Annotated in this window: 23 protein-coding genes; 10 read left to right on the forward strand and 13 right to left on the reverse strand. The window is 51.4% G+C overall.

What is annotated here, in order from left to right:
- Positions 1-115 precede the first annotated feature (115 nt).
- A complete protein-coding gene (locus ACMHXE_RS07600; RefSeq protein ID WP_146144605.1) occupies positions 116-319 on the reverse strand; it encodes a hypothetical protein in 204 nt (67 codons plus the stop codon).
- 20 nt (positions 320-339) lie between these two features.
- Between ACMHXE_RS07600 and ACMHXE_RS07605 the strand changes: the two genes are divergently transcribed.
- Positions 340-2,103: a diguanylate cyclase domain-containing protein gene (locus ACMHXE_RS07605; RefSeq protein WP_101056252.1), complete on the forward strand. Its 1,764-nt coding sequence runs from the start codon at positions 340-342 to the stop codon at positions 2,101-2,103.
- Here ACMHXE_RS07605 and recQ read toward each other — a convergent pair.
- Positions 2,085-3,872 (reverse strand): DNA helicase RecQ, encoded by a 1,788-nt coding sequence (gene recQ / locus ACMHXE_RS07610; protein WP_373296844.1) that lies wholly within the window; start codon positions 3,870-3,872, stop codon positions 2,085-2,087. The genes ACMHXE_RS07605 and recQ overlap by 19 nt on opposite strands.
- Before the next feature lie 204 nt (positions 3,873-4,076).
- On the opposite strand from recQ, the gene ACMHXE_RS07615 reads away from it, so the two are divergent.
- Together ACMHXE_RS07615 and rarD are read left to right on the forward strand one after the other, a co-directional pair.
- Complete coding sequence (locus ACMHXE_RS07615; RefSeq protein ID WP_044733531.1) at positions 4,077-4,541, forward strand: thioesterase family protein; 465 nt, start codon at positions 4,077-4,079, stop codon at positions 4,539-4,541.
- Between the two features lie 106 nt (positions 4,542-4,647).
- Complete coding sequence (gene rarD, locus ACMHXE_RS07620) at positions 4,648-5,532, forward strand: EamA family transporter RarD (protein ID WP_101056250.1); 885 nt, start codon at positions 4,648-4,650, stop codon at positions 5,530-5,532.
- Between the two features lie 54 nt (positions 5,533-5,586).
- Here rarD and ACMHXE_RS07625 read toward each other — a convergent pair whose 3' ends face one another.
- The 4 genes from ACMHXE_RS07625 to ACMHXE_RS07640 form a co-directional block, all read right to left on the reverse strand.
- A complete protein-coding gene (locus ACMHXE_RS07625; protein WP_101056249.1) occupies positions 5,587-6,117 on the reverse strand; it encodes a PH domain-containing protein in 531 nt (176 codons plus the stop codon).
- A gap of 425 nt (positions 6,118-6,542) precedes the next feature.
- Positions 6,543-7,499, reverse strand: a complete 957-nt coding sequence (locus ACMHXE_RS07630) for an SPFH domain-containing protein (protein ID WP_101056248.1) — start codon at positions 7,497-7,499, stop codon at positions 6,543-6,545.
- Positions 7,496-8,422 (reverse strand): SPFH domain-containing protein, encoded by a 927-nt coding sequence (locus tag ACMHXE_RS07635; RefSeq protein WP_101056247.1) that lies wholly within the window; start codon positions 8,420-8,422, stop codon positions 7,496-7,498. The genes ACMHXE_RS07630 and ACMHXE_RS07635 overlap by 4 nt, the downstream gene beginning before the upstream one ends.
- A gap of 22 nt (positions 8,423-8,444) precedes the next feature.
- The gene (locus ACMHXE_RS07640; protein ID WP_101056246.1) at positions 8,445-8,906 is read right to left on the reverse strand and encodes an NfeD family protein; all 462 of its coding nucleotides are present in this window, start codon (positions 8,904-8,906) and stop codon (positions 8,445-8,447) included.
- 411 nt (positions 8,907-9,317) lie between these two features.
- Here ACMHXE_RS07640 and ACMHXE_RS07645 point away from each other — a divergent pair, with 411 nt between their 5' ends.
- Positions 9,318-10,070 carry an outer membrane protein OmpK gene (locus ACMHXE_RS07645; protein WP_101056245.1) on the forward strand — a complete coding sequence of 251 codons (753 nt, stop codon included), beginning with the start codon at positions 9,318-9,320 and terminating at the stop codon, positions 10,068-10,070.
- Positions 10,071-10,133: 63 nt separating this feature from the next.
- Here ACMHXE_RS07645 and udp read toward each other — a convergent pair whose 3' ends face one another.
- Complete coding sequence (gene udp / locus ACMHXE_RS07650; RefSeq protein WP_101056244.1) at positions 10,134-10,892, reverse strand: uridine phosphorylase; 759 nt, start codon at positions 10,890-10,892, stop codon at positions 10,134-10,136.
- A 307-nt stretch (positions 10,893-11,199) separates the two neighbouring features.
- Between udp and ACMHXE_RS07655 the strand changes: the two genes are divergently transcribed.
- Positions 11,200-11,412 carry a YdcH family protein gene (locus tag ACMHXE_RS07655; RefSeq protein ID WP_101056243.1) on the forward strand — a complete coding sequence of 71 codons (213 nt, stop codon included), beginning with the start codon at positions 11,200-11,202 and terminating at the stop codon, positions 11,410-11,412.
- Positions 11,413-11,485: 73 nt separating this feature from the next.
- Here the strand turns inward: ACMHXE_RS07655 and ACMHXE_RS07660 are convergent, their stop codons facing one another.
- Positions 11,486-12,661, reverse strand: a complete 1,176-nt coding sequence (locus ACMHXE_RS07660; protein WP_101056242.1) for a type III PLP-dependent enzyme — start codon at positions 12,659-12,661, stop codon at positions 11,486-11,488.
- 411 nt (positions 12,662-13,072) lie between these two features.
- Here ACMHXE_RS07660 and ygiD point away from each other — a divergent pair, with 411 nt between their 5' ends.
- Positions 13,073-13,852: a 4,5-DOPA dioxygenase extradiol gene (gene ygiD / locus ACMHXE_RS07665; RefSeq protein ID WP_101056241.1), complete on the forward strand. Its 780-nt coding sequence runs from the start codon at positions 13,073-13,075 to the stop codon at positions 13,850-13,852.
- A 19-nt stretch (positions 13,853-13,871) separates the two neighbouring features.
- On the opposite strand, the gene ACMHXE_RS07670 is transcribed toward ygiD, so the two are convergent.
- Complete coding sequence (locus tag ACMHXE_RS07670; RefSeq protein WP_101056240.1) at positions 13,872-14,363, reverse strand: hypothetical protein; 492 nt, start codon at positions 14,361-14,363, stop codon at positions 13,872-13,874.
- Positions 14,364-14,486: 123 nt separating this feature from the next.
- Here ACMHXE_RS07670 and ACMHXE_RS07675 point away from each other — a divergent pair, with 123 nt between their 5' ends.
- Positions 14,487-15,332, forward strand: coding sequence for a mechanosensitive ion channel family protein (locus tag ACMHXE_RS07675; RefSeq protein WP_101056239.1), 846 nt, complete (start codon positions 14,487-14,489; stop codon positions 15,330-15,332).
- Here ACMHXE_RS07675 and ACMHXE_RS07680 read toward each other — a convergent pair whose 3' ends face one another.
- Positions 15,333-16,211: a radical SAM protein gene (locus ACMHXE_RS07680; protein WP_101056238.1), complete on the reverse strand. Its 879-nt coding sequence runs from the start codon at positions 16,209-16,211 to the stop codon at positions 15,333-15,335.
- Between the two features lie 210 nt (positions 16,212-16,421).
- Here ACMHXE_RS07680 and ACMHXE_RS07685 point away from each other — a divergent pair, with 210 nt between their 5' ends.
- Positions 16,422-16,673, forward strand: coding sequence for a hypothetical protein (locus tag ACMHXE_RS07685; protein WP_025011550.1), 252 nt, complete (start codon positions 16,422-16,424; stop codon positions 16,671-16,673).
- 57 nt (positions 16,674-16,730) lie between these two features.
- On the opposite strand, the gene ACMHXE_RS07690 is transcribed toward ACMHXE_RS07685, so the two are convergent.
- Positions 16,731-17,048, reverse strand: coding sequence for a putative quinol monooxygenase (locus ACMHXE_RS07690; protein ID WP_101056237.1), 318 nt, complete (start codon positions 17,046-17,048; stop codon positions 16,731-16,733).
- The gene (locus ACMHXE_RS07695) at positions 17,049-17,516 is read right to left on the reverse strand and encodes a GNAT family N-acetyltransferase (RefSeq protein WP_198552052.1); all 468 of its coding nucleotides are present in this window, start codon (positions 17,514-17,516) and stop codon (positions 17,049-17,051) included.
- A gap of 651 nt (positions 17,517-18,167) precedes the next feature.
- Here ACMHXE_RS07695 and ACMHXE_RS07700 point away from each other — a divergent pair.
- Positions 18,168-19,142, forward strand: a complete 975-nt coding sequence (locus ACMHXE_RS07700) for a LysR family transcriptional regulator (RefSeq protein WP_101056236.1) — start codon at positions 18,168-18,170, stop codon at positions 19,140-19,142.
- 229 nt (positions 19,143-19,371) lie between these two features.
- The gene (locus ACMHXE_RS07705) at positions 19,372-19,761 is read left to right on the forward strand and encodes a GreA/GreB family elongation factor (RefSeq protein ID WP_224867961.1); all 390 of its coding nucleotides are present in this window, start codon (positions 19,372-19,374) and stop codon (positions 19,759-19,761) included.
- Between the two features lie 356 nt (positions 19,762-20,117).
- Here ACMHXE_RS07705 and ACMHXE_RS07710 read toward each other — a convergent pair whose 3' ends face one another.
- Positions 20,118-20,921, reverse strand: coding sequence for an AraC family transcriptional regulator (locus tag ACMHXE_RS07710; protein ID WP_101056235.1), 804 nt, complete (start codon positions 20,919-20,921; stop codon positions 20,118-20,120).
- Positions 20,922-21,046 lie beyond the last annotated feature (125 nt).

Genomic DNA, 21,046 nt, shown 5'->3' on the forward strand with positions numbered 1-21,046 from the left:
GTAAGGAGGAGGAGAGACAGTTGCATTTGTGGGTTCATTTAGCCGTTCTATACCAGATAAAAATTCGTTTAAAGTGGGTTTATATTCTTCCCACCGGGTTCAAGAAGTTCAATAATTAACTGCCTCCTTGCTCGCTGTCAAGCCTATATTTCTCAGCATCAGTTGAAAATTTCGGCTTAAAGTGCTGATTTGCACCATTCAAGCCTTGGTGATCCAAAGCTAAATAGATGAATAAAATCTTGCCGATAGCATCATTTTTGTGCCAAAAATGATAAAAAATAGTTATTATCCCAACACGGTTTCGCCCGGCAAAACTCACCTTCACTCAGCGGAGAAAAAATGGATTTTCGCCTCTTGGCACTGAGCTTGCTCCTGTGGTCATTTTCTTGTGTGCTTTGGGCCGCGGAGCGGTTGGACACTCTGGCCAACACCCTCTATCAATATCCTACGCTGGCGCTGACCCAAATCAACGAGCTTGAGCGTCAGACCTCAGAGTTGAGCCAGGCCCAAGTGCTGAGATTACAATTATTTAAATGTGAAGCACTCCTGCAATTAGGAGACAACGGCGCCGCCATCAATCTAGCCGAACTGGGAGAAGCCAGAGCCAAGCAACTCAGGCTGGAACAGGCAGACAGTTATTTTCAAATTTGCCGCGCCGATGCCTATGCCAATTTCGATGATCTGAAGCAATCACTGCTGTTACTCGATGGCGCCATTGAGCAGGCCAAACGCCACAATCAACCCCAGGCTCTGGTCAACGCCCTGAGACTCAAGGGCCAGCTGGAAAACGACCTTGGCAACTATGGCACCGCCATTGAAGATCTGCGCCTGGCGCTGGACATCTACCCGGATATCAGCAGTCAAAATCCGTCCTGGCTATGGCCACCTCTGGCCTATGTTTACGGCGACATGGCCAGCCTGATGTATTCCACCGGTGACCTGCGCCAAGCGGCCTATTATCTCAAGTTGGCACTGGACACAGATGAAGCCAAAGGCAAGGTGCGCCATGTGCTGTTATTGATGGCCGCCAGAGTCGCGCTGGCGCAAGAGAATATGGCCCAAGCCGACAGCCTGCTGAAACAGTCCAAAATTCTGCTGCCCGAGATAGGCTCACCGCTGGAGCTTGCCAACAGTTACAGCCAGATAGCCGTGATAGAACTCGCCAGGGGCAGAACCGAGATTGCCGATGAGTTAGTGGGTATTGCCCTGCAGACCTATGAAAAACAAGGCAAAGTAAACAACTATATGCGTGCTACCCGGCTATTGGCCAGGGTACGTCTCGCCCAGCGCAACGACGATGAAGGCATAAGGCTGCTGATGCAGGCGGCGCAGCAGGCCGAGCAGCTGCAACTGGCCGATGAAGTGGCCTATACCCAACAGCTTATCAGTGACTATTACGCCGAAAGAGCAGAGTTCAAACCGGCATACGAGGCGATGAAACTGGCGGCCCAGGCCGCAGCCGAGGCCCAAAAGCAGCTCAACAATACCCGCTTTATGCAATACAAGGCCAAGCTCAGCCAGCAGGAACAGTTGCAGGTAGAAACCCAGCAGAACATTCGTCTTGCCAGTGCCGATCAGCGCTCCAAACTGAGCCAGGCTTACGGCGCCATCTCTGTACTGGCACTCGCCATCATAGGTGCGCTGATCTGGTTGGTCAGTCGCCGTAACCGCTGGCAACAACCGAGTACCGAGGCACTGGAAAAACTGCCTGCGGCCCAGCAGCTGGATGCCATGCTCAGCAGTGCCAAGAAGGGCAACTACCCCTTGAGCCTGTTATTGCTGAGTACCAGCCATATACGTCAGGTGGATCTTTCCGCCCTGCAGCGGGCGCTGGAACAGAAACTCAGAGAGCAAGACAGACTGCTGCGCTACAGTATGGATGAGATGGTGATCCTGCTGCCCTACACCTCGGTCCAGGGCGCCTTGCAGGTCAGCGAGCAACTCAAGCCGATAGTGCAGAGCTGGCAAGTAGATCACTGTATACCTATTGGAGTCGCGACGCTGCAGCAGCCCGATACCCTGGATAGCCTGGTGAAACGTGCCGGCGTCAACCAACTCAGTCAGCAGAAAGCCGCCGAGCAACATCAGTCACCGGCGAGATAAGCCTCTATCTCGTCGAGGAACTGATCGCCAAAGCGGGCCAGTTTGCGCTCACCAACACCATTGACCGCCAACATCTCACCCTGGCTGGTAGGCAAAATCGCCGCCATTTCCGCCAGGGTTGCATCGTTGAATACCAGATAGGGCGGAACGTCCTGCTCTTCCGCTATGCTGCGCCTTAACTGCTTGAGGCGGGCAAACAGCTTGCGATCGTAGTTGAGTGGCGCCTTGCTGCTGACGTTGCGCCTGCGGGTAACATGCAAGTCAATTCTAGGTTCGGCCAACATCAGTGCGACTTCGCCCCTGAGCACAGGCCTGGCGGCCGGATTCAGGCGAATACTCGAGCCGCGGGTAATATCCTGGCTCGCCAGCCCCAAATGGATAAGCTGTCTGGTCACACTGAGCCAGTGTTCATGGCTCTTGTCTTTGCCGACACCCCAGGTGGATAACTTGTCGTGCCCCCGGTCGACCACGGCGGCCGATTTGGAACCTCTGAGCACCTCAATCAGCTGGTTCATGCCAAACCTCTGCCCCAAGCGATATATACAGGACAGCACCTTCTGTGCATCCTCGGTGCCGTTGTAGCGTTTCGGCGGATCCAGGCAGATGTCACAGTTGCCGCAGGGCTCCAGCGCCGGTTCATCGAAGTAGTGCAGCAACACCTGGCGGCGGCAGGTCTGAGCCTCGGCAAAGGCCGCCATGGTATTGAGTTTATGCAGTTCCACCTGTTGCTGCGGCCCGGGTTCACCCTGCTCAATCAGGTGGCGCACCCGGCCGATATCGGCGGGCTCGAACAGCATAAAGGCTTCGGCCTCGAGACCATCTCGCCCGGCGCGGCCGGTTTCCTGATAATAGGCCTCTATGCTCTTGGGCAGATCGTAATGCACCACAAAACGCACGTTGGACTTGTTGATCCCCATGCCGAAGGCGACCGTGGCCACCACTATATCCAACTGTTCCTTGAGAAATCTGTCCTGGACACTGGCACGCTCGTCGCCGCTCATACCGGCATGATAGCCTTCGGCTGCATAGCCCTGTAGCCGCAGCCTTTCGGCCACTTCATCGACCCGGCGGCGGCTGGAGCAATAAACAATCCCGGCGGCGCCGTTCTGCGCGGCAATAAACTGACGCAATTGATTGGCAGCATTGAGCTTTTCCGCCACAGTATAGCGAATATTCGGTCTATCAAAGCTGGAAAGAAGCACATAAGGGGCGATATTGAGCCGCTGGCAGATATCATCCCGGGTCGCCTTATCGGCGGTGGCGGTCAGCGCCATCACAGGCACGCCGGGAAACAGCTGTTTCAGGCGGCCAAGCTGGGCATATTCGGGGCGAAAATCATGGCCCCACTGGCTGATACAGTGCGCCTCATCCACGGCAAACATCGACAGCGGCAGGGATTGCAGCCGCTCAATAAACTCATGCTGCAGCAAGCGCTCCGGCGAGACATACAACAGGCGGATCTCCCCCTGATGCAACTGGCGCAGCACCTTGAAGCTCTGCTCCCTGGGCTGGGATGAGTTGAGATAAGCGGCATTGACCCCGGTCTGCAGCAGGCTGTCGACCTGATCTTTCATCAGGGAGATCAGCGGCGAAACCACCAGAGTCAGCCCTGGCATTAACAATGCCGGCAGTTGGTAACACAGACTCTTGCCGCCGCCGGTGGGCATGATCACCATGCAGTCTTCCCCGGCCATCACACGTTCAATCACCTGGCGCTGCCCTTCACGGAAAGTGCGGTAGCCGAACACCTGCTGCAAGGCTTGCTGCATAGGGTCTTGGGGATGATTTAGGCTCTCGGGAGCGATATTCAGCGGCTGATCCATGACTGTCTGTGTCCAAAGAAGAGGCCGCTATTCTAAATGAAGCCAACACCAGAGTGCCAGCCAAGAGGGGATTTTTCCGCCCGGACTAGGCAAACGGCCATATTAGCGTTAGATTGATTGCTCTAAAAAACAACAACAGCAGGAAGCCCTATGAGCCAGGACATTCAAGCCGAGGTACTCGCCAAGGTAGCAGAAGTATTTGATAAACATGTGCCTTTTCACAATCTTCTCGGCCTTGGGATCCGCCGATACGACGCCTCTGGTGTCGAAGTGGAGATCAAAATGAAGCCGGAGCTAATCGGCAACATACATCAAAAAATACTCCATGGCGGGGTTACCGCAACTGTGCTGGATGTGGTTGGCGGCCTGACGGCATTTTCCGGCTTAGTTATCAGTCGCGACAACTGGACAGTGGAGCAGTTGCAACAGCGACTGCAAACCCTGAGCACCATAGATCTCAGGGTCGACTATCTGCGCCCCGGCTGGGGAGAAGTCTTCAGCGGCACAGGTACAGTGATCCGCGCCGGCAACAGGGTCTCTGTCTGTCGAATGGAGCTGCATAATGAAAAAGGCAGCCATATCGCTTTTGGTACAGGGACTTACATGGTCGGCTGAGAGGCTGTTTAAAACTCAAACACTGAATCTGTTGTCGATAACTTGAGCCGAGGGGCTTTGCCCCCTACAATCGCCCTTCTCTCCTTTTCGTCATTGTGTAGTACCTATGCCTGAAACCGAATACCGCAAGGGGGTCATTCTCGCCCTTTGCGCCTATATTTTTTGGGGCTTTGCGCCGCTGTACTTCAAGTTGTTGCATCATGTCTCGGCCCCCGAGATCCTGCTGCACCGCATCATCTGGTCCTTCGTCTTTATGGGGATCCTGATGCAGTTTATCGGTGGTTTCGGGCAGCTCAGGCTGTTGCTCAAGCGCCCGAAACAGTTGGCGGTACTGCTGCTGACTTCGATTCTTATCGCCGGCAACTGGCTGCTGTTTATCTGGGCGGTCAACAATGATCATATGCTGGATGCCAGCCTGGGCTACTTTATCAACCCGTTGTTCAATGTGTTGCTCGGTATGCTGTTTCTGGGGGAGCGGCTCGGGAGACTGCAATGGGTGGCGGTAACGCTTGCTGCTGCCGGGGTGGTGATCCAACTGGTTTCTTTCGGCTCGATTCCGCTGGTATCCCTGGGGCTCGCAGCCTCCTTCGGTTTCTACGCCCTACTGCGCAAAAAGGTCAATGTCGACGCCAAGACAGGCCTTTTGGTCGAAACCGCGGTGTTAATGCCGGCAGCATTGGGCTTTTTACTGCTGGGCGGCGGTGAAGCCGGCGCCAATATGCTCAGCAACAGTTGGGATCTCAACCTGCTGCTGATGGCCGCCGGTATCATCACCACCATCCCCTTGCTGTGCTTTGCCGGTGCAGCAGTGCGGATCCCGCTGATCATGCTGGGCTTCTTCCAGTACATAGGCCCAAGCATCATGTTTATCATGGCGGTGACCCTGTTCGATGAACCCTTCGATATCGAAAAGAGTATTACCTTCGGCTTTATCTGGGCCGCCCTGGTGGTATTTACTTTGGATATGCTGCGAAAACGCTCTCGCAGGTAACAAACACAACCGGCCCGGATGGAGTTTCCGGGCCGGTTAAACAATATTCAACATTTATCCCGGCAGGTTCTGCCCCAGTCCCTTAAGCAAACTCTCCGCTTCAGGCATACTCAGCAGCAGGCTGTAACCAAGGTCGGTCGGCAATAACAAAACGCTATCTGTTTCCGTCAGAGCCACAAACGCTTTGCTGCCATCGTTGAGCCGATACCACCCCAGGGTGTAACCGGGCAGGCCTATGCCCTGAGTACGCATGCCAAGCCTGGGGCCACTGGCATCGCCGAGACTAATCACTTTCGCCTCTGAGACACGAAGATGCTCTGGAGCCAGGCTCTGGCCGTAGAAAGGCACCTCGACCACCAGGCTTTGAGCCGTCAATTCCACCTTGGATGCCTGCGCTTGCCAAAATACCCATACAGATCCCACCAGTGTTACCAACAGTAAACCCGAGGCGGCGCTCTTGGCCGTTGCCGGCATCTTTCGCCTGCGGATAAACAGCAAGATGGCCGCCAACATCAGTATCAAGGCGATAAAACTGCCGCTGGCGACGCCGGTCAATGGCGCCAACTCGTAACTTCCACTGTTCATTTATAGCTCCTTAACAGATAGGCATAAGTGGTCTTAGCTTAGGCTTCTGAGACATAATATGTCAAAAAATAAAATCTCACAGTAATAAAAAGCGTGCTCGACTAAAACTGAAATCAAAACCCGAGAAGAGCCTTAATGTGGTCTGCAAGACTTTAATCCAAAGAAGGAGTGGATGATTTTAAAATGCAGGGGATTGATATATAAACAGAATCCATGACCAAGCAACTTTGGAGAAGGTTTACACTACGGAAACTGTGGCACTCATTCGACTCGCAAGCAAAAGCCTAGAACTAAACAATCTGGTAAATAATCACGAGGCTGACAAGCACCTGCAAGACGAATCAAACAGGGACGGATACGGCGCCGGACAATGCCGATTTATATCCTTAGCCGCATCCCTACCTTTTCATTCCTGGAGGATTAAATTAACTCCTTGGTGGAATGATATTATTCTCTTCCGTCAACCCAATTGAGGCCATCCAGGATTCAAAGTCCACCATATTCCCCGGCAGGACTATCTTGCTGCCAGGCTTACTCAGACCGCTGAGCTGCGCCAGATACTGTTCACCCAGTTGCATCCGCAATGCGTTTTTGCCACCGGGCGCAGCGATCACTTCGGCCAACTTTTCTATCGAACCTGCAGTCGCGCGGGCAATCGCCAGTATCTCCTCGGCCTTACCTTCAGCCTCGTTGATTCGGCGTTGCATCTCACCCTCTGAGTGGTTGATCATCTCCTGCTTCAAACCCTCGGAACGATTGATCTTGCTCTGCTTATCACCTTCGCTCTTGGCCAACAATGCCCGGCGTTCACGCTCGGCATTGACCTGCATCTCCATAGCGTTTTTCACGGTTTCCGGCGGCGTAATATTCTTGATTTCATATCTATGCACCCGAATACCCCAGGAGGCGCCGGCCTGATCCAGTACCTCTACCACCTTGGCACTAATCAAGTCGCGCTCTTCAAAGGTGCGATCCAGCTCCAGAGTACCTATCACGGAGCGGGTGGTTGTCTGCGCCAGTTGAATAGCCGCATAACGGTAATCGGTTACCCCGTAGCTGGCCTTGACCGGATCCACCACAGAAATATAGATAACCCCATCGACTTCGACATTCACTTCATCGCTGGAGAAACACTCCTGAGGCGGCACATCAATAGTTTCTTCTTTCAGGTCATGGATATAGGCGACCTTATCGATAAAAGGCAACAAAGCGTGGAAGCCGGCATCCAGGGTCATATGATATTTACCCAAACGCTCCACAATGTAGGCAGATTTGGTTGGCACCAAGCGAATCGACTGAAACAGCTTGATGATAAAGACCAGGAAGATAAGCCCCCAGATCCCCAGTACTATCATGTCGGTATCTATCTGTCCCAGATTCATTTGCGCGCTCCTTTGCTACCGGCAGCTGTATTGCTGACTTGCTGAATACCCTCGAAAAAACCTTCCATCTTCGCCAGTTCAGTAGGAACCACAGAAATATCTGCCTTCTGCAATATCTCACCGACCTGTTCGATAAACTGTTCTTTCAGCTGCATGTTCATCGCCTCGTTCCCACCGTTGACCGCCAGCGCCTTGGCAACCATGGCCATACTCTCGGCCTGGGCGTTGGCAACAATCGCAATCTCCTGCGCCGTACCCTGAGCCTCGTTAATGCGCTTCTGCTTCTGGCCCTCTGAGATGTTAATCGCTTCCTGACGCTCACCCTGAGACAGGTTGATCATCGCCTCTTTCTCGGCGCTGGCCAGGGTGATTTCAGCGCGCTTGCGGCGCTCGGCTTCCATCTGCTTCTCGAGGGTGTGGATCACATGCCTGGATGGGCTGATATTTTTGATCTCATATCTGAGCATCTTGATCCCCCAGGGATCGGACGCCTTGTCGATTTCGCGAACAATCGCCTCGTTGAGCGCGTCACGCTCTGAGAAAGTTTGGCTCAGACTCAGTTTACCTATCTCGGAACGCATTGTGGTTTGTGCCAAATTTACCGCCGCCAGACGGTAATCTTCAATACCATAGCTTGCCAGCTTGCCGTCCATCACCTTGAGATAAACCAGGCCGTCGACTTCCAGCTGGATATTATCCTTGGAAATACAGCTCTGCGGCGGTACATCAAGCACCTGCTCACGGGTATCGTGCCGATAAGCCACTCGATCGAAGAAGGGGATTAAAAAGTGAAAACCAGGCTGCAACACTGTGCGGAATTTTCCCAAACGCTCAATGACATGCACCTCACGCATGGGCACAATCAACATCAGCTTATAGAGAATAAACAGAACAAAGAGTATAAAAATGGTAAATGCAAACATAGAGTCCTTCCTGCTTGATTGATTATTCAGAGTCGTCGAGTGGTTCTACGACCAGAGCAATATTGTCGCGACAGATGATCTTCACCCGAGTACCGGCCGGGATCTCCGAGCCGTCTCCCAGAGCAGGCCAATCTGCCCCCTGAAATTCGACGCGACCGGTTTTTTCACCCGGTCCAATGGTTTCCTTGACCCGAGCCGGCAGATTAAACAGATCCAGCTCTTCGTCGGTATTGCCAACGTGAGAGTCGCCCCCCACCAAGCGTTGAGTCAGTTGCCTGAAGCTCAGCAGCAAAACGATTGAGGAGATAAACCACAGGGTCAGACTTTGTGCCAAGCCCTCAACCACCCCTACCCAGATGGCCCCGGCGACCACCAGACAGGCTGCACCGAGAAATACCACTATCCCGCCAGGCAATATCAGTTCGGCCAGCATCAGCACTATACCGACTAAGGCCCAATAAAGCATGGGATCCGAAGACGCCATATATCCCTCCCCCAGAAATCAAGTATCCATTCTCAGCACTATATCAGTAGTTACGCACCTTGGCGACATAATATGTCATACTGAGCAATTGAAACGGCCTTGAATGAGCCGCACAAATGACTTTCAGCTCACAAAATTCAACTTTTCTTTACATACCAGTTAACCCGTCTCGAATCCACAGCCCTTAAAATACAAATTAAGCTATTGAATAAAATATAAAACATCGTTAAACGACAAGTATTTCGGCCAGTTAAAAAATCTTTGAGTCCAACGCGGTTTTTCCCTATATTGCCATGGCTTTTTGACCGGCAATCGAATCACAGAATTCAGCCTTGACGAAATATTTCGTCAACAGATAGCTGCCGGCACAACAGCAAACCGCTTCTGACTCTACCAAAGGGAAACTCTAAGATGAAAAAAATCTGCCTGTGCGCAGCTTTGTTGCTCTCACCTCAAGCATTCAGCGAACCACTGGTGCAATGGTGGGATGTCAATGTAACCGCACTCTATGGCCAGGACTATGACCTGGCGCCATCCGACAAACAAACCACTTTTACCCTGGAAACCGCTGGCGGCTGGAAATACGGTGACTGGTTTGTGTTTCAGGACTTTATCAATTTCAACGGCCACAATGGCGGTAAAGACAACACCACTTATGGTGAGATCTCCACCCGTTTCAGCGCCGGCAAAATTCTCGGTAAACCTGTGGGTTTCGGTCCGGTAACCGATCTATCGCTGGCACTGACGTTTGAAGAGGGTGAAGGCCCGGTTGAGACGCTACTCTATGGTGTAGGTATGGATCTCAAACTGCCCTACTTCACCTATTTCCAACTCAACACCTATCGCCGTGACGCCCAAAACAGCGCCAATCTCAGCGATGGCTGGCAATTGACTCCGGTGTTCCGTATGGACATTCCCGTGGGCAACAGCAAGATTGTTTTCGACGGCTTTATTGACTGGGTATTCGCCGCCGATGAAGACGGCTACAAAGAAAATATCCACATCAACCCCCAGATAAAATATGACCTGGGCGCCACGCTCTTCGGTGAAGCCAAAAAGGATAAACTCTTGGTGGGTATTGAATATGATTACTGGCAGAACAAGTATGGTGTAGACGGTGTCGACCAGAACACCTATTCGGTAATAGCTCAGTACCATTTCTGAGCCGGATCATGCTTCATTAAAAAGGCGCTCGTTGAGCGCCTTTTCCATTTTTACCTATTAGGCCTAGGCCAGCAGTTTTCTGGCGGCGTTGACCACAATCGAAACCGCACTGACTTCAGTTTGCTTCATTGTTGCCTCGTTGGGGATCTCTTGTTGGGTACGGTTGACTATCACACCGGCCACACAAGCGGCACGCCAGCCTTGAGAAGCACACATGGTGAATAGAGTCGCGGACTCCATTTCATAGTTAAGTACCCCCATCTCCTGCCACTCTTTCATTGAACCGGCAAAACGGCGGGTTACCCGGCCACTGACGGTATCATAGCGTTCCTGACCCGGGTAGAAGGTGTCAGATGAGGCAGTAACCCCAATATGCGGTTCAATACCGGCATCACGGCAGGCGGCCACCATGGCGGTGGTACATTCGAAGTTAGCTACTGCAGGGAACTCCATTGGTGCAAAGTGCAAGCTGGCACCATCAAGGCGCACTGAAGCTTGAGTCACTATCACATCGCCCACATTCACATGAGGCTGAATTGCGCCTGTAGTACCGACACGCAGGAAAGTATCAACTCCCAATTGCGCCAGTTCTTCTACAGCGATGGAAGTCGAAGGACCACCAATACCGGTAGAGCAGATCACTACCGGCTTACCATCAATATAAGCCAGATAGCTGGTGTATTCACGATGGCTTGCCAGGAAAGTCGGCTTATCCATCAGTTCGGCGATACGTTTAACTCGTTCAGGATCGCCGGGCACAATAGCCAGTGTGGCGCCATCCAACATCTGCTTGGTCAAACCCAAGTGAAATACATCAGCCATAGTGAAAACCCCTTTCAATTTTGATTGTAAAATTCATCTCAATGAGACTCTATCCCAGTATGGAAGCGGATAAGATTAACTTGATCACAGATTTTACGGCAATAATTAAATATTAAGCCGTAACAGAGTTACCAAGTTAGCCACAATTGTCTGACTATTTTTACTGCAACTTGTTCAAAAGCATAGCAGTAAAAGTCCCCACTCACCTCCACCAAACGGTTAATCTTTCCGTTGACCAAGGTCACAAATTCGTCATTTCAAACAGAGTAGGGTTAACACTAATCCCCCAACCAACAGGAGTGCGCCAATGTTTCCGGAATACCGCGATCTGATCACCAGCCTCAAGAACAGCGATAGCCATTTTCAGAAGCTTTTTGATGAACACAATCTGCTGGATAAAGAGATAAAGAATAAGGAAAGCCAACTATCCAGTGAATTTACCCAAGAAGTCAAAGAGATGAAAAAGCGTAAACTGGAGTTGAAAGAACAAGTGTTCGCCATCCTCAAGGCGAACAGTTAATCTAAAACAGACAGGGCGCCTATTGGCGCCCTGTCTAAATCGATCTCAGCAAAAACCTCACTCTTCGCCAAGATTACAAGTAGTAGTCTTGCAAAGGTGGAAAACCATTGAAGCACACCGCCGAATAAGTAGTGGTATAAGCGCCTGTGGTCAACCAATAGAGTCTGTCACCTATGGCTAGCTCCTCCGGTAAACCGTAACTGTACTGTTCATACATGATATCGGCGCTATCGCAGGTAGGCCCGGCAATCACGCAAGGTTGCAGCTCCCCTTGAGCCTCAGTGTAAATCGGAAACTTAATCGCTTCGTCCATAGTCTCAATCAGCCCGGAAAACTTACCGACATCGGTAAATACCCAGCGCTCCAGTGCCGTATTGGACTTACGGCTGATCAATACCACCTCAGAGACCAACACTCCGGCATTGGCAATCAAGGAGCGCCCAGGTTCCAGCACTATCTTGGGCAGCTGCTCACCAAAATCCTCTTTGAGAAAGTGAATGATCTGCTCGGCGTAAGTAGTGAGACTATTGGTCTTGTCGATATAGTTGGCCGGAAAGCCGCCGCCCATATTGATCATCTCCAGCACTATGCCGTGTTCCTCTTTGAGCCGGTCAAAGATCACCTTAACTTTGCCGATTGCCGCATCCCAGGCTCCTATGTCCCGTTGCTGAGAGCCCACGTGGAACGACAAGCCATAGGGCTTTAACCCCAACTCCTTGGCCAGCACCAAAAGCTCATAGGCCATCTCATTCTGGCAGCCGAACTTACGCGACAAAGGCCAATCGGCGGTTTCTGTCCCTTCGGTGAGGATCCGCACATAGACCTTGGCCCCAGGGGCTTCTTCGGCAATCATCCGCAGATCGGCCTCTGAGTCGGAGGCAAACATAGTCACGCCACGCTGGTAGAAGGCTCTGACATCTTTGCGTTTTTTAATGGTATTGCCATAGCTTATCCGCTCAGGGGAAACCCCCAACTCCATCACCATATCCAGCTCAAAGATGGAAGCTATATCAAAATTGGCTCCCTTATCACGCAGCAAGCTGAGGATCTCGGGTGCTGGGTTGGCCTTAACTGCATAATAAACGCTGGCAAAGGGAAAGCTCTGCACCATATCATCATACTGTTTCGCGATGATCTTGGTATCTATCACCACAAAAGGTGTCACCTTATCACTGGCAAAAGCTTTGATACGCTCAAAGGTTTCATTGTCATAGTAATCAGCGACATCAATAGATTGAAATTGGCTCATTGGCCCTGCGTCTCCTCGACATTCAAGTGCGGCGAACAGCCTCGCCGAAGCGGGTTAAAATCCAGCGCAGTAAACGCTATTTCCGCCTCTCACGCAATGAATTTTTATACATTAAAACCAACTTTTTATTCCAAAAATTCAAACCCTAACAACTATAAAATAAAAGCATTAATAATCATGCAATTACTACTTTCACCCTCAAATACAAACCATAATTGCTGCTCGCTTGAGAGCGCTTGGTGTAAGCAGCTACCGGAAACGATAAAGCATAGCGGCAAGCAAGAGAGCAGGGGATATTCGATTTTATGGAAGGGTATGGCGAGTATTTTGCGATTATTTTCAATCGAGCATCCGGGTAAGCTGAATGCAGATATGTCAGGAACGGCATCCTACAGCTGATTTGGAGACTCTATGTCCGCAACACAGATAATGCCGGCGCTGTTTCTGGGCCATGGCAGCCCGATGAACGCCTTGCAAAACAACACCACCACAAAGCAGTGGCAAGAACTGGGACAAACACTCCCCAAGCCCAAAGCGATATTGTTGCTTTCGGCCCATTGGCTGACGCGGGGCACAGCCATTTCCACTGCAAGCCGGCCGCAAACCATACATGATTTCGGCGGTTTTCCCGCCGAGCTCTTTGCCATGCAATACCCGGCCGTCGGCGCGCCGGAGTTGGCGAAGCAGATTGCTGCCAGTCTGAGCATTCCAGTCGCTCGTATCGACTCGCAAGGCTTAGATCATGGCAGTTGGTCGGCCTTGGTTCACCTCTACCCCGAGGCCGATATTCCGGTATTTCAACTGAGTCTGGATCAAAACCTCAGCCCGCAACAACAGTTCCAGGTGGGACGCGAGTTAAGGCGCTGGCGCGAGCAAGGCGTACTGATCATAGGGTCTGGCAATGTGGTCCACAATTTGCGCGCCTTGGCACCAGGCAGCCCACCATTGCCTTGGGCGACCCGGTTTAATCAGGCCGTTACCGAGAGCTTAATGGCAGAAGAATACTCAGCGCTGCTGGACTATAAAACCTTGGTCGATACTGGCACGGCCGAGCTGTGTCATCCAACAGATGAGCATCTGCAGCCACTGTTTTACTTGTTGGGAAGTGCCTTTCCGGGAGAGCACAGGCTGCTGTTCAACAACAGCCTGGAGATGGGGGCTATCAGTATGTTGAGTCTGCAGCTCGGCTAAGACTTGAGCTGCCAAGGGCTCAGTCTTGCAGCCCGGCTTCTTTGAGAGCCTGCTTCAGAGCTTCGGCATCATCAAAATATTGCAGCTTGGTGATGGTCAACTTATCCAGAGAGATCAGGCTGGCGGCATCCTTGGCGGCGGGCAGTAATTTGCTGATCTCACCCTCTTTGTCCAGGGCAATACTGAAAGTCAGATCCCGCATCTGTGGGATGGCAACAAATTTGGCAATCAAGGATGGCATACCGCTGATATCAGCCAGGTAAAAGATACCCGCCTGTTGCAACGCCTGATTATCACGGCCTTCGAGTGCAGTTTTGATAATCTCACCCCCTTTCATACTGCGGCCAAACAACAGATACTTTGCCGAAGTGTCCAACACCATGGTGGCTTCATGCTGATCCTGCAGCGAAATGGGGGCCAATCTATCGCCCACAGTATATTCGGAAGCCTGGATCATAGGGCTGACCAGCATGGTCAGACACAGAGAAAACAAAAACGCAAAAGACTTCATATAGTTCCCTTTTAATTTGCCACAACAAAGAGGCAGAATACCCTGTTATTGAATACAAGTGAGTGACATGACTCAGGAATATTGTGTCCATATCTTGCGGCATTTCAGGAAAGGAGCCAAGCAATGAAAAATACCGGGTTGGAGCTGGAGTTGGCGCAGCTGCAAAATGTTTATGATTTGATAACCGAGTTTTTGGTGAAATACAGCTTCCAACTCCTGGGTGCACTGATCATCTTTCTACTGGGGTTGTGGCTAGCTGCAAAAGTGGCCAACACAGTAGGCCGTCAGTTGGAAAAACACAATGTCGATGTCACCCTGGCCACCTTTGTCACTCATTTGGTACGGATACTGATCATCATAATGATTGCCATCGTTGCCTTGGGTAAACTGGGGATCAGTGTCACTCCCATGGTGGCAGCCATAGGTGCCGCTTCACTGGGCGCCGGTTTAGCAATTCAGGGCATGTTGTCCAACTACGCAGCCGGGGTGACCATTATCGTCACCCGTCCCTTTATCGTGGGTAACACCATCACGGTCAAGGGAACCACAGGCCTGGTCAAAGATATTCGCCTGGGGCTGACCATACTGACCAACGAGGAAGGCGAGCAGATAAGTATTCCCAACAAACACATTATCGGCGAGATACTGCACAACTCCTTTGCCAACAAGTTAGTGGAAACCCACTTCAATATTGACTATAAAGCCGATCCCCAGCAGGCGATAGCCATAGCTCAGGCGGTACTCGGCAGCCATCCCAGTGTCGATGCCAACTCCCCATCACAGGTGGGTATCAATGGTTTCAACAGCACAGGCATAGATATAGGTGTGCGCTATTGGGTTCCCACTGCCAGCTATTTCCAGGATAAGTACCAAATAAATCTGCAAATCTGGCAAGGCCTGCAACAAGCAGGGATCCAGATCCCTTGCCCGGCACGGGACATAAGGATCACTGAGCGGCAAGAAGACTGATCACAAGCCTCTTTGCCACTCGGCTCGCAGGGCGAAACGTCCTGCGAGCGCCTCCTCAACCATTGCCAACAACCTGGCTTTGTCTCGCCCTAGTACGCCTTTCAACACCAAATAGTTGGAAGCATGATCCGAGCGGAAAATGGTCTGCTCCAACTCCAGCTCCTGCAGTAAATAACGCATCTCCTGCAACAGTTGTCTTTGATCCGGCATTTGAAAGTCGCCATCAAACGCACTATCCATTCTTTCCTGGCCAAGTGGCAGAGTTACCACCAGAGTGCTGAGATAATCCGGCTGCGCCGCATTCATCAGCCGCGCTGAATTAAGTGCGTGTTGCTTTGATAAGTCCACGCCACCCAGACCATTGAGTATCATCACAGATGACTTTATTCCGGCAGCCCGAATTTTCTCCAGCGCTGCCAGCGAGGAGGCGTAACTCTCTCCCTTGCCAATACGGGCCAGCACCTGGTCATCACCACTCTCACAACCGACATACAGCAAGGATAACTTGAGTTGCCGCAGCCGCTGTAGCTGCTCCACACTCTTATTGCCTAAGTTGCGTGGCAGGCAATAGCTGCTGATACGACTGACATTGGGCAAGTAGCGATGAATCAGCTCACAAATCTGTTCCAGCCTGGCAAAAGGCAAAGTCATGGCATCACCATCGGCCAAAAACACCCGGCTCACCTCAACTCCGGAAGCTGCAACCCGTCGCAGATCTTGCTCCACCTTTTCCAACTTAAACGCTCTGAAGCGCTTTTGCTCCTGGGTATACATGTCACAAAAGGCGCAGCGGTTCCAGCTGCAACCATTGGTTACCTGCAGTATGAGAGATTTCCATTCCGATGGCGGCCGGAACACAGGTTCAATATATGACAACATGCGGATCCTCCTTGATGACCCAATCACTATCACCCCTTTATGTTCCGGTAACGACCGGGCTTAAACTTTGGGGCTAACACTGAAGTGCTAAATTAGTCTGTTTTTTGCACAAAATCATGTTTTAAGCCATGTAAGCCTGTTACATTAGCCAAATACGTAACAACTGCAGCGCCTTATGGTCAGCGAGTGCCAACCTGGGTAAAAGTCACTATGATCGCCACACAAGTACCTGACAGACGAAAGCCGGATGCCGACCAGGTCAGCAATAGCATCCATTGGCATGCCATGACGGCCGAGCAACAACTCGCCTTCTATCGCTTACAGGGATATGGTTATCGCTTGCTGTTTGTACGTAATCTTCTCAGTGGCCCCTTGGCCATCATAGCTCAGCATGCGCAGCTGGCGACCATCTCCTCGGCAGGTGAGCTGGACTTGCAACCGGATATTCGCCTCCGAGCCTGAAAAATGCCCCTACCGGGGCATTGGTTTTAAAGCCTACTTCAGTTCATCCTGAAAATATCAGACGATAATTTCCTGATAAGTTTCTACATGATGAGACTCTACCAGCTCAGGCATCTGCTGATGGAAATAGTGCTGGATAGCGTCTTTGGCGCAGTGCTGTTCGAAAGATTCGATATCGACAAACTTCTCAATGAAAGTGATCCTGCGCGGCTCATCGCGACTCTGATTCAACTCGTAACGAATGCAACCATCCTCCTTGCGAGTATCCGGGATTAGTGCCGCCAGCACCTCAATCAAGGCCTGTTCTTTGCCTGGTTTGGCCAGAAAGCTGGCCACACATACTATTTGACGCTGGTTTATACGATATAATGACATTCAAGTGTCCTTCTTTTGAGCATGCAACAACATATCCAGGTGGGGAATGCCATCTTCCAGATAGACCTCTGAAACCGCTTCAAACCCCAAACTCTGATAAAACGCCCGCAGATACTCCTGCGCGCCAATCTTGATATCTTCAGCCGGCCACAGCTTTTGACAATTGACAATCGCCTCTTGCATCAGTTGTCTGGCACGGCCACCACCACGGGCCTTGGCCGCAACGGCCACCCGGCCGATACTGACCTGGGAATAACTGACCCCGGCAGGCAGCAACCTGGCATAGGCCAACAGCTCTCCGGAACTACCGCGGCCTAGTAGGTGCATGGCCCCCGCGACTCTGTCTTTTTCATCCAACTCTGGGTAAGGGCAATTTTGTTCTACCACAAAGATGTCCACCCTCAGTTTCATCAATTCATAGAGGGTGTCCGGGGTTAACTCTGTAAAGGGTAATAATTGCCACTGCACGGGTAGTTCTCTGTTATTTCTCGGAAACTCAGCCTACACCAGTCTGAAATCCGGCGCAAAATATCTCAGCAATGAGTGCGATAGGGGTAAAGATGTATGACCAAGAGACGCATGATCCAATCATTGGGCCAGCCCCTCGATGTGGTCGCTAAGACGGTGAGCGCCACAAAGAGAAGTACCGAGTTAAGCGCCAAGCCCTCTCCCGGCGTATCCTAGAACTATTGGGGAGAAAAACGAATTAACATCTGCAGTAGGTGGGATAGGTTTGGCGCCGGAGGCCGGTGACAGACTATCGATAACACCAGTAAAGGTTTGGTCGGGAAACGCATCTAAATAGGTCTGTATCGGCGAACCGGGTTACCAATGTGGAAGTCGGGCTCTGTCGAGTCCCCTTACCTCACACAACCCCATCCGGCACCAAGGGTCGAGCACAAGCAATATCAGTTTTTATATCAGCACTGTTTATGGCTTCCATAAATATTGACTGCCGACGTCACTAATCACATTCCAAGAGAGCCGAAAATAACGCTGACGGCCTCACTCATTGACATCATTAGACTCCTGAAGTTTGCAGTGGTATTTTACAACTGTCTCAGTAGATTTATTAGATACCCTATACTCAACCCACTGTTTCACAGGCGTAACAATAAAATGGATCTCAATCGGATACAGATTTTTGCACAAGTTGTTGATAAGGGAAGCTTTACCGCCGCAGCTAAGGCAATGGGCATCACCAAGGCGACCGTTAGCCGTAAGATAGCCGAGTTGGAACACAGCACTGGAGTACAGCTTTTACTACGCACCACCCGCAGCCTGAAACTGACTGAGGCAGGGTCTATTTACTTCAACAAAGTCAATAAAATACTCACGGACTTACGCAGCGCCGAAGATCAACTCAGCGCCAGTCAGCAAACTATCCGCGGCAACCTGCGTATCGTTTGCCCGATAGAGTTTGGCCAGCAGGCTCTCGGCCCTGTGATTGCCAAGTTTCTGGAAGACTATCCACAAATGCAGATTGAAGCCGAACTGACCAACCGCAAGGTAGATATGGTCGAAGAGGGGATCGATGTGATGTTTCATGTGCAGGGATTGGATGACCCGAGACTGGAAAACTTCCGCCTGATAAATGCCCACAAGATGCTGATGGCCAGCCCGGAATATCTGCAGAAATTTGGCACACCGGCCTCACCCGATGAGCTATTGAAGCACAAAGGAATACGCCTGGCATCACCATACATAGATGGCAACTGGCGAATATTTGATGGCAAGCAGTGGCAAGAGATCATTCCCGACAGTCGCTTGCAGGTCAACAATATCACCCTGGCCAGAGAAGCCGCCATAGATGGCCTTGGGATCGCCAGCCTACCTATGATGATTGCCTATGATGCATTGCAGCGAGGTGACTTGCTGCCGATACTGCAAGATTTTCCCATGGAGCATGTCACTGTCAATCTCATCTATCCCAAACGCGCCTATCTACCGAGAAAATGCCGCACCTTTATCGAATACTTCTATGAGGCCTTGTTCCAACGTTGGGGCAATCTGGTATTGGACACCCCTCCCTATGTCATTCCCCCGGAGAATTTGGCACAGATGACCCCGACCAATATCTGCTGTGACCATTGAGGGTTTGCTTTTACGATCTCCTTGGGCTATGGTGGGTGTTGGTCATATTTTCCCTTATTTTTAAGTGCTTGCACTTGCATTGATGTTGCGGAGGCTCATTATGTACAGTCACACTTTTTCTCTCAAGAGCACCTCACTGACATTTCCAGTGTAAGCCGGGTGCGGCCGCGCATCCGGCAGTAACAAAGTTTTCTATTCATTTTCCGTTTCAGCCTGTGAGGTTGTGGTGGTGTATAAATCTTTGTCTGCACTGGCAGATCTATTTTCATTCAAAACATCGCAGCTCTATCTGCAAAACTCGTTCAATGTCTCATTGAGACCACTGACCCTGGCATCGGTGATCGCCAGACTGGCGCAACCCTGTCCCGGCGGCGGTGTGGTGCACCCGGGAACCAAGGCGCGCCTGCAAAACCTGAAAACCGGCGAATTTCTGGAGGTAGAGTTGGTTTATCCACAACAACATGATCCCGACTCCGGCCGCTATTCGGTATTGTCCGATCTGGGCGAAGCCCTGCTCGGATGTACGCTGGATGAACTGATTGAAGTGGATGTACCAGGTGGCCCCGTGCTGTTTCAGATCTTATCGCTGAACCAGCCAAGGCCCTGCCTGCCAGCCTGATTGCATGCTTATAGACGCTTAACAAGAGGAGACAGTGCCTTGAAGTGTTTAATTCAGCCGTGAACTGCCCCGACAGGATGATCCGGGGTTTGGCTTAATCCTTTGACCACCGCCTCTTTCCCGGTCGGTCAAAGGGGAAACAGCCCTCTCTCCTGGCAAAGCGGCGGCGTGGAGAGGGGTCATTGAAGAGGAGATACGCTCATGAGTAAAGAAAAAGCGAAGAAAAAACCAACTAAATCCCTGAAAGAAAAACGACGGGAAAAGCGCGAAAAACGCGCAGATCAGGAGTAAGCCCAAGCTACTCCGAGAGCTTAGTTTCGAGCCACCTTTTGGGCGCCTTAAGGCGCCCCTTTTTTTCAAGGAAGAACAAGGGCACTTCCTTGGGCCAGTTGTTGCCTGTAAGCCTGTGGTGTACAACCGGCATACTTGCGAAACAAACTAATAAAGGGCGAGGTTTGATGATACCCCAGCGTCAATGCCACCTCTTTTACTGATATCGCTTGCCGCAGCAATTGTAAACTGTGGATAAAGCGATAACGTTGCCGCCACTCGGTATAGTTCATCCCAAGCCTTGCCTGGCACAAGCGCGCCAAAGTGCGTTCTGTTGTCCCCAAGGTATCTGCCCAGGCAGCAAAACTGCGCCCGCCCTCAGGTACGGCTTCCAGCTCGGCAGCTATGGCTTGCAACATGGGATGGTCGGTTACCGGTAAAAAAGGCTGCACTTCCCTGGCCCGACTCAATTGATCCAATAGCACCTTAAGCAGCCTTTGATCCTCAGGCGTATGGGCCAGCTCAACACCTCTTGAGTTCAAGTCCATCAAAATAGCTTCCGCTATCGGACTCAACTCCAGCAGGCAGATGTGCTTGGGCAGCCTGGTAGCCAGTTCCTGCGGCACATTCATTGAACTGTACTGCACGCAGCGGCGCATGTAGCTCTCATGTTTTATACCGGCCGGGATCCAGATACCGCACTGCGACAACGACATAAAGCGCCGCCCTTGAGCCACCAGCTCCATCAAACCACCGCGACTCAATTGCAGTTGCCCCCAGGTATGGCTGTGCATGGGTGTCAGCGTATCGGGTGAAAACTGCTGGTAATAGAAAAACACCTGTGAGCCATCACCGGGATGCTGCTCAGGTGGATGATAGATGTTGGCCATATGCAAATGTCCGAAGGCGGATTGAACTTGTCTGATAGCAGATATATATATCACATAAGACGTGGAATAATCTGCCCCTATTATCTATCTGTTAAGCCTTGTTCTTAGGGCTGAGGAGTCCTTTT

It is taken from the genome of Shewanella sp. BJSY2023SW007, from assembly GCF_047314525.1.
GTDB classification, from domain to species: Bacteria; Pseudomonadota; Gammaproteobacteria; order Enterobacterales; family Shewanellaceae; genus Shewanella; species Shewanella chilikensis.

Coding starts and splice junctions, on each gene's coding strand:
- ACMHXE_RS07605 (WP_101056252.1), top strand. CDS start 340: ATGGATTTTCGCCTCTTGGCACTGAGCTTGCTCCTGTGGTCATTTTCT.
- recQ (WP_373296844.1), bottom strand. CDS start 3,872: ATGCAGCAAGCCTTGCAGCAGGTGTTCGGCTACCGCACTTTCCGTGAA.
- ACMHXE_RS07615 (WP_044733531.1), top strand. CDS start 4,077: ATGAGCCAGGACATTCAAGCCGAGGTACTCGCCAAGGTAGCAGAAGTA.
- rarD (WP_101056250.1), top strand. CDS start 4,648: ATGCCTGAAACCGAATACCGCAAGGGGGTCATTCTCGCCCTTTGCGCC.
- ACMHXE_RS07625 (WP_101056249.1), bottom strand. CDS start 6,117: ATGAACAGTGGAAGTTACGAGTTGGCGCCATTGACCGGCGTCGCCAGC.
- ACMHXE_RS07630 (WP_101056248.1), bottom strand. CDS start 7,499: ATGAATCTGGGACAGATAGATACCGACATGATAGTACTGGGGATCTGG.
- ACMHXE_RS07635 (WP_101056247.1), bottom strand. CDS start 8,422: ATGTTTGCATTTACCATTTTTATACTCTTTGTTCTGTTTATTCTCTAT.
- ACMHXE_RS07640 (WP_101056246.1), bottom strand. CDS start 8,906: ATGGCGTCTTCGGATCCCATGCTTTATTGGGCCTTAGTCGGTATAGTG.
- ACMHXE_RS07645 (WP_101056245.1), top strand. CDS start 9,318: ATGAAAAAAATCTGCCTGTGCGCAGCTTTGTTGCTCTCACCTCAAGCA.
- udp (WP_101056244.1), bottom strand. CDS start 10,892: ATGGCTGATGTATTTCACTTGGGTTTGACCAAGCAGATGTTGGATGGC.
- ACMHXE_RS07655 (WP_101056243.1), top strand. CDS start 11,200: ATGTTTCCGGAATACCGCGATCTGATCACCAGCCTCAAGAACAGCGAT.
- ACMHXE_RS07660 (WP_101056242.1), bottom strand. CDS start 12,661: ATGAGCCAATTTCAATCTATTGATGTCGCTGATTACTATGACAATGAA.
- ygiD (WP_101056241.1), top strand. CDS start 13,073: ATGTCCGCAACACAGATAATGCCGGCGCTGTTTCTGGGCCATGGCAGC.
- ACMHXE_RS07670 (WP_101056240.1), bottom strand. CDS start 14,363: ATGAAGTCTTTTGCGTTTTTGTTTTCTCTGTGTCTGACCATGCTGGTC.
- ACMHXE_RS07675 (WP_101056239.1), top strand. CDS start 14,487: ATGAAAAATACCGGGTTGGAGCTGGAGTTGGCGCAGCTGCAAAATGTT.
- ACMHXE_RS07680 (WP_101056238.1), bottom strand. CDS start 16,211: ATGTTGTCATATATTGAACCTGTGTTCCGGCCGCCATCGGAATGGAAA.
- ACMHXE_RS07685 (WP_025011550.1), top strand. CDS start 16,422: ATGATCGCCACACAAGTACCTGACAGACGAAAGCCGGATGCCGACCAG.
- ACMHXE_RS07690 (WP_101056237.1), bottom strand. CDS start 17,048: ATGTCATTATATCGTATAAACCAGCGTCAAATAGTATGTGTGGCCAGC.
- ACMHXE_RS07700 (WP_101056236.1), top strand. CDS start 18,168: ATGGATCTCAATCGGATACAGATTTTTGCACAAGTTGTTGATAAGGGA.
- ACMHXE_RS07710 (WP_101056235.1), bottom strand. CDS start 20,921: ATGGCCAACATCTATCATCCACCTGAGCAGCATCCCGGTGATGGCTCA.